Raw genomic sequence first — 7,084 nt, forward strand, 5'->3', positions numbered from 1 at the left:
GTGTAAGATTTTATTATCTTTGTTTTTGTTTGTTTTCTTATTTCATTTGCTAGCACATTACATTTTTGGATTTGATCAGTTGAGTGTTACCCAATTATTATTATCTTCGATTTTTGTTGCAGGTATCAGAAAAATTGGAGATGAGTCATAAGAGAGAAGGCAGAAGTTAGAGGCTAGCTTCTGCTTTTTTATCTACATTGCTTTACCGGTAAATAAAAAAGTTAAAAATATCACAAAAATACCTAAAGAGCCAATTGAAAAGGCTTGCAATTATATTATAAATAGTACATTTAAAAAACGGAGGAGTGCTTTATGAAAGCCTATACTTATGTTAAACCAGGACTTGCTTCTTTTGTTGACGTTGACAAACCAGTGATTCGTAAGCCAACAGACGCTATTGTGCGTATCGTAAAAACCACTATTTGTGGAACAGACCTCCATATTATCAAAGGGGATGTTCCTGCTTGCCAAAGTGGTACCATTCTTGGTCACGAAGGGATTGGGATTGTTGAAGAAGTTGGAGAAGGAGTTTCTAACTTCAAAAAAGGCGACAAGGTCTTGATTTCTTGTGTCTGTGCCTGTGGTAAATGCTACTACTGTAAAAAAGGAATTTATGCCCACTGTGAAGACGAAGGGGGCTGGATTTTTGGTCACTTGATTGATGGTATGCAGGCTGAGTATCTACGTGTCCCTCATGCAGATAACACTCTTTACCACACTCCAGAAGACTTGTCAGATGAAGCCTTGGTTATGCTATCAGACATTCTGCCTACTGGGTATGAAATTGGTGTCTTGAAAGGAAAAGTAGAACCTGGTTGTAGCGTAGCCATTATTGGTTCAGGTCCAGTTGGATTGGCTGCTCTCTTGACAGCTCAGTTCTACTCACCAGCCAAATTGATTATGGTGGACTTAGACGATAACCGCTTGGAAACTGCTTTATCATTTGGTGCGACTCACAAGGTTAATTCTTCAGACCCTGAAAAAGCGATTAAAGAAATTTATGATTTGACAGATGGCCGTGGTGTAGATGTCGCTATCGAAGCTGTTGGTATTCCTGTAACATTTGATTTCTGTCAAAAGATTATCGGTGTAGACGGAACAGTTGCCAACTGTGGTGTACATGGTAAACCAGTTGAATTCGATTTGGACAAACTTTGGATTCGCAACATCAATGTAACAACTGGTTTGGTATCTACAAATACAACTCCACAATTGTTGAAAGCACTTGAAAGTCATAAGATTGAACCAGAAAAATTGGTAACTCACTATTTCAAACTCAGTGAAATTGAAAAAGCCTACGAAGTCTTCGGTAAGGCAGCAGACCACCATGCCATTAAGGTCATCATCGAAAACGATATTTCAGAGGCTTAAGTAGTAAAAAGATTTTGGAACATAAGCAAATAGAAATTCAGTCATCATAGGATGGCTGGATTTTTTATCAAAAAAATTAAGAAATGAGCATATTTCTTTCCTTGTTTAGCGGAATTGGTTATAATATATGGTACAAAGGAATGAATGAATATGTATCGTGTTATAGAAATGTACGGAGATTTTGAACCCTGGTGGTTCTTAGAAGGTTGGGAAGAAGATATTGTAGCAAGTAAGAAATTTGACCAGTATTATGATGCTCTCAAATACTACAAGACTTGCTGGTTTAGATTGGAACAAGAATCCCCTCTTTATAAAAGTAGAAGGGACTTGATGACCATTTTTTGGGACCCGGAAGATCAACGCTGGTGTGATGAATGTGATGAGTATTTACAACAATACCATTCTTTGGCTCTTTTACAGGATGAGCAGGTTATTCCAGATGAAAAACTACGTCCAGGCTATGAAAAACAAACAGGTAAGGAAAGGCACCGTTCTTGCCGTATGAAAGTAAAATAGAGAAAAAGTAACTTTTTGGAGTTGCTTTTTTATTTTTTCCAAATCTTTGCGAATAGTATAGGTGAGGAGGTAGGTATGGTTCAAGAAATTGCACAAGAAATCATTCGTTCGGCCCGGAAAAAAGGAGCGCAAGATATTTATTTTGTCCCTAAGTTAGATGCCTATGAGCTTCATATGAGGGTAGGAGACGAGCGCTGTAAAATTGGCTGTTATAACTTCGAAAAATTTGCGGCCGTCATCAGTCACTTTAAGTTTGTGGCGGGTATGAATGTGGGAGAAAAGCGACGTAGTCAACTCGGTTCCTGTGACTATGAATATGACCAGAAGATGGCGTCCCTACGTTTATCTACCGTAGGCGATTATCGAGGGCATGAGAGTTTAGTCATTCGCTTGTTGCACGATGAAGAGCAGGACTTGCATTTTTGGTTTCAGGATATTGAAGAATTAGGCAAGCAGTACAGGCAACGGGGACTCTATCTTTTTGCTGGCCCGGTTGGGAGTGGTAAGACGACCCTGATGCATGAATTGTCCAAGTCACTCTTTAAAGGACAGCAAGTTATGTCCATCGAAGATCCTGTCGAAATCAAGCAGGACGACATGCTTCAGTTGCAGTTGAACGAAGCAATCGGCCTAACCTATGAAAATCTAATCAAACTTTCCTTGCGTCATCGACCAGATCTCTTGATTATCGGAGAAATTCGGGACAGCGAGACGGCGCGTGCAGTGGTCAGAGCTAGTTTGACAGGTGCGACAGTCTTTTCAACCATTCACGCCAAGAGTATCCGAGGTGTTTATGAGCGCCTGCTGGAGTTGGGTGTGAGTGAGGAAGAATTGGCAGTTGTTCTGCAAGGAGTCTGCTACCAGAGATTAATCGGGGGAGGAGGAATCGTTGACTTTGCCAACAAAGACTATCAAGAACACCAAGCAGCCAAGTGGAATGAGCAAATTGACCAGCTTCTTAAAGATGGACATATCACAAGTCTTCAGGCTGAGACGGAAAAAATTAGCTACAGCTAAGCAAAAAAATATCATCACCCTATTTAACAATCTATTTTCTAGCGGTTTTCATCTGGTGGAGACCATCTCCTTTTTAGATAGGAGTGCTTTGTTGGACAGGCAGTGTGTGACCCAGATGCGTGTGGGCTTGTCTCAGGGGAAATCATTCTCAGAAATGATGGAAAGTTTGGGATGTTCAAGTGCCATTGTCACCCAGTTATCCCTAGCTGAAGTTCATGGCAATCTCCACCTGAGTTTGGGAAAGATAGAAGAATATCTGGACAATCTGGCCAAGGTCAAGAAAAAATTGATTGAAGTAGCGACCTATCCCTTGATTCTGCTGGGTTTTCTTCTCTTAATTATGCTGGGGCTACGGAATTACCTGCTCCCACAACTGGATAGTAGCAATATTGCCGCCCAAATTATCGGTAATCTGCCACAAATCTTTCTAGGAATGGTAGGGTTTGTTTCAGTAGGTGTCCTTTTAGCACTCACTTTTTATAAAAGAAGTTCTAAGATGCGCGTCTTTTCTATCTTAGCGCGCCTTCCTTTTATTGGAATCTTTGTGCAGACCTATTTGACAGCCTATTATGCACGTGAGTGGGGGAATATGATTTCGCAGGGAATGGAGCTGACGCAGATTTTTCAAATGATGCAGGAACAAGGTTCCCAGCTCTTTAAAGAAATCGGTCAAGATTTAGCTCAAGCCCTACAAAATGGTCGCGAATTTTCTCAAACCATAGCAACCTATCCTTTCTTTAAGAAGGAGTTGAGTCTCATCATCGAGTATGGGGAAGTCAAGTCCAAGCTGGGTAGTGAGTTGGAAATTTATGCTGAAAAAACTTGGGAAGCCTTTTTTACCCGAATTAACCGCACCATGAATTTAGTGCAGCCACTGGTTTTTATCTTTGTGGCACTGATTATCGTTTTACTTTATGCGGCAATGCTCATGCCCATGTATCAAAATATGGAGGTAAATTTTTAAAATGAAAAAAATGATGACATTCTTGAAAAAAGCTAAGGTTAAAGCTTTTACACTTGTGGAGATGTTGGTGGTCTTGCTCATCATCAGCGTGCTTCTCTTGCTCTTTGTACCTAATCTGACCAAGCAAAAAGAGGCGGTCAATGACAAAGGAAAAGCTGCTGTTGTTAAGGTGGTGGAAAGTCAGGCAGAGCTTTATAGTTTAGATAAAAATGAAGAGGCTACTCTAAGCAAATTACAAGCAGATGATCGCATCACAGAAGAACAGGCTAAAGCCTATAAAGAATACCATGCTAAACAAAATACCAGTCAAACCGTTGCAGATTAAGGCCTTTACCATGCTGGAAAGCCTCTTGGTTTTGGGACTGGTGAGTATTCTTGCCTTGGGCCTATCTGGCTCTGTCCAGTCCACTTTTGCGGCAGTAGAGGAGCAGATTTTCTTTATGGAGTTTGAAGAACTCTATCGAGAAACTCAAAAACGCAGTGTAGCCAGTCAGCAAAAAACTAGTCTGAACTTAGATGGGCAGACCATTAGCAATGGCAGTCAAAAGCTGACAGTTCCTAAAGGAACTCAGGCACCATCGGGACAAAGTATCACATTTGACCGAGCTGGGGGCAATTCGTCCCTGGCTAAGGTTGAATTTCAGACCAGTAAAGGAGCGATTCGTTATCAATTATATCTAGGAAATGGAAAAATTAAACGCATTAAGGAAACAAAAAATTAGGGCAGTGATTTTACTGGAAGCAGTAGTTGCTTTAGCTATCTTTGCTAGCATCGCGACCCTCCTTTTGGGACAAATTCAAAAGAATAGGCAAGAAGAAGCAAAAATCTTGCAAAAGGAAGAAGTCTTGAGGGTAGCTAAGATGGCACTGCAGACAGGTCAAAATCAGGTAAACATAAACGGAGTGGAGATTCAGGTGTTTTCTAGTGAAAAAGGATTGGAGGTCTACTATGGTTCAGAACAGTTGTTGGCAATCAAAGAGCCATAAGGTCAAGGCTTTTACCTTGTTAGAATCCCTGATTGCCCTCATTGTCATCAGTGGAAGCTTACTCCTCTTTCAAGCCATGAGTCAGCTCCTTATTTCAGAAGTTCGCTACCAGCAGCAAAGCGAGCAAAAAGAGTGGCTCTTGTTTGTGGACCAGCTGGAGGCAGAATTAGATCGTTCGCAATTCGAAAAAGTGGAGGGCAACCGCCTCTATATGAAGCAGGATGGCAAGGATATCGCTATAGGTAAGTCTAAATCGGATGATTTTCGGAAAACCGATGCCAGTGGACGGGGTTATCAACCTATGGTTTATGGACTCAAATCTGCACAGATTACAGAGGATAATCAAGTGGTTCGCTTTCGTTTCCAGTTCCAAAAAGGCTTAGAAAGGGAGTTCATCTATCGTGTGGAAAAAGAAAAAAGTTAAGGCAGGTGTTCTCCTCTATGCAGTCACCATGGCAGCCATCTTTAGTCTTTTGTTGCAATTTTACTTGAACCGACAAGTCGCCCACTATCAAGACTATGCTTTAAATAAAGAAAAACTGATTGCTTTTGCCATGGCCAATCGAGCCAAAGATAAGGTTGAGCAAGAAAGTGGGGAACAGACCTTTAATCTGGGTCAGGTGAGCTATCAAAATAAGAAAACAAGCTTGGTGACAAGGGTTCGTACGCCGAAGAGTCAATATGAGTTTCTGTTTCCTTCAGTCAAAATCAAAGAAGAGAAAAGAGAGAAAAAGGAAGAGGTAGTGACTGATTCAAGTAATCAAGCAGAGAAGAAAAAATCAGAAGAGAAGGTTGAAAAGAAAGAGAATTCCTAGCCAATCAAGCTACTTTGTGCTAAACTAAAAATATGAGACATGATTTTAACCACAAAGCAGAAACTTTTGATTCCCCTAAAAATATCTTCCTTGCAAACTTGGTTTGTCAAGCAGTCGAGAAACAGATTGATCTTCTATCAGACAAAGAAATTTTGGATGCTTTTTTTGTGAATAATCGGGGTAGATACCTATCCGAATTTTTAAATTTTCCTAGTACAAAGAAGTTGCTAAGGAACATCGCGAAAGGTTCTGTTAATCAATCCAATATAAATGCAAGGAGTAGTAAATGCGAAACAAATTTTAAAATTTTTTAAATTGAAATTTGGCTTTTAACATGAGGAGTCTCCCTTCACCAAATTTGAGTCTGCCTATCCCTTGACTATTCTTTCCTTTTCACAAACGATTCGCTTATTCAATTATAAGTTTACGTTCTCCTAGTCACAGTTCTTGTGCTTGATGGAAAGAATGACACCTATAAATATGCGAGGTAGTGGCTGTATCACTCACTTATTCACCTCCACGTGATTTGTAGTAGTGATAGACTTTCTCACTATTATTATAAAACAAAATAAAGAGCACACCACTTTTTCATTCTGTCTTGTGCCTTGAGTGAAACGAAAGGAATGAATTATAAACATAAAAGTTTAGTATATAGATTATTCCTCTCAAAATATGCAAATAAGCTAGAATACTAAATTTATAGCAGACTTAGTGAAAAGCAGAAACTAGAAATGATACTAGTTTCTGCTTTTCTCCATAATAATTAATTTCCCCTTTTTTCCTTCTAAATCTTTCTTCACAACAAAAAAACCTGAATTTCTATATGCTTTTTGAGCCAATATATTTTTTTCATTTACAGCCAATACAATATGGTTAATTTCTAATTTTAAAGTTGAGTCTATGAATTCAAATATTTTATTCAGAGCATTAGAACCATATCCTTGATTTCTGAAATTATCATCAATAGAAAATCCTCTAATAAGCGCATAATCATTTTGATAATAGCCATACTCTTTAGGACCAGTGTTTAGGTGTAGGCAAAAAAATCCAATTACTTTATGTTCTTTATTAAGTATTACTATTGGGTATCTATACTTATCTTTTTTAGACTTTTCAATAATATTTTTTGGGGTATCAGTATGTGTAATATCATTTAAAGAATAAGAACTTAAAGAATGGTAATGGTCAACTTCACTATACAAAGATAATTTCATGATAATTAATTCCTTTCTCTTTATGTAAGATACATAACTAAATAGGACTCTAGGTATGTAGATTTTTTTATGAAATGTCCTATAAAAATCAGATATATTTAGAGTTATTACTTTAGTCCTTTATTTTCATTATTAGACTTCCTGCAAAACTAGAATCCTAGTTCATGATTGATAATACCAGCAATCAAATTCATTCGTAA

Annotated in this window: 10 protein-coding genes and 1 pseudogene; 10 read left to right on the plus strand and 1 reads right to left on the minus strand. The window is 38.7% G+C overall.

The window, feature by feature from the left end; translation table 11 throughout:
• Positions 1-312: 312 nt before the first annotated feature.
• The 10 genes and pseudogenes from HT709_RS05355 to HT709_RS05400 all read left to right on the plus strand — a co-directional run.
• Positions 313-1,371, plus strand: a complete 1,059-nt coding sequence (locus HT709_RS05355; protein WP_172925578.1) for a zinc-dependent alcohol dehydrogenase family protein — start codon at positions 313-315, stop codon at positions 1,369-1,371.
• Positions 1,372-1,521: 150 nt separating this feature from the next.
• Complete coding sequence (locus HT709_RS05360; protein WP_000286404.1) at positions 1,522-1,887, plus strand: DUF1033 family protein; 366 nt, start codon at positions 1,522-1,524, stop codon at positions 1,885-1,887.
• Positions 1,888-1,962: 75 nt separating this feature from the next.
• On the plus strand, positions 1,963-2,904 hold the full coding sequence (gene comGA / locus HT709_RS05365; RefSeq protein WP_172925579.1) for a competence type IV pilus ATPase ComGA: 942 nt from the start codon (positions 1,963-1,965) through the stop codon (positions 2,902-2,904).
• Positions 2,852-3,868, plus strand: coding sequence for a competence type IV pilus assembly protein ComGB (comGB, locus tag HT709_RS05370; protein ID WP_172925583.1), 1,017 nt, complete (start codon positions 2,852-2,854; stop codon positions 3,866-3,868). Before comGA ends, comGB begins: the two co-directional genes overlap by 53 nt.
• 1 nt (position 3,869) lies before the next feature.
• Positions 3,870-4,193, plus strand: coding sequence for a competence type IV pilus major pilin ComGC (gene comGC, locus HT709_RS05375; protein ID WP_172925580.1), 324 nt, complete (start codon positions 3,870-3,872; stop codon positions 4,191-4,193).
• The gene (gene comGD / locus HT709_RS05380) at positions 4,156-4,590 is read left to right on the plus strand and encodes a competence type IV pilus minor pilin ComGD (protein ID WP_171043569.1); all 435 of its coding nucleotides are present in this window, start codon (positions 4,156-4,158) and stop codon (positions 4,588-4,590) included. Before comGC ends, comGD begins: the two co-directional genes overlap by 38 nt.
• Positions 4,553-4,855, plus strand: coding sequence for a competence type IV pilus minor pilin ComGE (gene comGE, locus HT709_RS05385; protein ID WP_188111084.1), 303 nt, complete (start codon positions 4,553-4,555; stop codon positions 4,853-4,855). Before comGD ends, comGE begins: the two co-directional genes overlap by 38 nt.
• Positions 4,818-5,279, plus strand: a complete 462-nt coding sequence (comGF, locus tag HT709_RS05390; RefSeq protein ID WP_172925581.1) for a competence type IV pilus minor pilin ComGF — start codon at positions 4,818-4,820, stop codon at positions 5,277-5,279. Before comGE ends, comGF begins: the two co-directional genes overlap by 38 nt.
• Positions 5,257-5,670, plus strand: coding sequence for a competence type IV pilus minor pilin ComGG (gene comGG, locus HT709_RS05395; RefSeq protein WP_172925582.1), 414 nt, complete (start codon positions 5,257-5,259; stop codon positions 5,668-5,670). Before comGF ends, comGG begins: the two co-directional genes overlap by 23 nt.
• A 32-nt stretch (positions 5,671-5,702) precedes the next feature.
• Positions 5,703-5,828 (plus strand): annotated as a pseudogene (locus tag HT709_RS05400) (SAM-dependent methyltransferase); the annotation flags it as partial.
• A 579-nt stretch (positions 5,829-6,407) separates the two neighbouring features.
• Here the strand turns inward: HT709_RS05400 and HT709_RS05405 are convergent.
• A complete protein-coding gene (locus HT709_RS05405; protein ID WP_000777684.1) occupies positions 6,408-6,884 on the minus strand; it encodes a GNAT family N-acetyltransferase in 477 nt (158 codons plus the stop codon).
• Positions 6,885-7,084: the final 200 nt, after the last annotated feature.

The sequence above is a fragment of the Streptococcus sp. 1343 genome (assembly GCF_013277355.1).
Taxonomy (GTDB): domain Bacteria; phylum Bacillota; class Bacilli; order Lactobacillales; family Streptococcaceae; genus Streptococcus; species Streptococcus pseudopneumoniae.

What these genes read in the sequence shown, in the direction of transcription:
- HT709_RS05355 (WP_172925578.1), top strand. Translation starts at nt 313, where the DNA reads ATGAAAGCCTATACTTATGTTAAACCAGGACTTGCTTCTTTTGTTGAC.
- HT709_RS05360 (WP_000286404.1), top strand. Translation starts at nt 1,522, where the DNA reads ATGTATCGTGTTATAGAAATGTACGGAGATTTTGAACCCTGGTGGTTC.
- comGA (WP_172925579.1), top strand. Translation starts at nt 1,963, where the DNA reads ATGGTTCAAGAAATTGCACAAGAAATCATTCGTTCGGCCCGGAAAAAA.
- comGB (WP_172925583.1), top strand. Translation starts at nt 2,852, where the DNA reads ATGGACATATCACAAGTCTTCAGGCTGAGACGGAAAAAATTAGCTACA.
- comGC (WP_172925580.1), top strand. Translation starts at nt 3,870, where the DNA reads ATGAAAAAAATGATGACATTCTTGAAAAAAGCTAAGGTTAAAGCTTTT.
- comGD (WP_171043569.1), top strand. Translation starts at nt 4,156, where the DNA reads ATGCTAAACAAAATACCAGTCAAACCGTTGCAGATTAAGGCCTTTACC.
- comGE (WP_188111084.1), top strand. Translation starts at nt 4,553, where the DNA reads ATGGAAAAATTAAACGCATTAAGGAAACAAAAAATTAGGGCAGTGATT.
- comGF (WP_172925581.1), top strand. Translation starts at nt 4,818, where the DNA reads ATGGTTCAGAACAGTTGTTGGCAATCAAAGAGCCATAAGGTCAAGGCT.
- HT709_RS05405 (WP_000777684.1), bottom strand. Translation starts at nt 6,884, where the DNA reads ATGAAATTATCTTTGTATAGTGAAGTTGACCATTACCATTCTTTAAGT.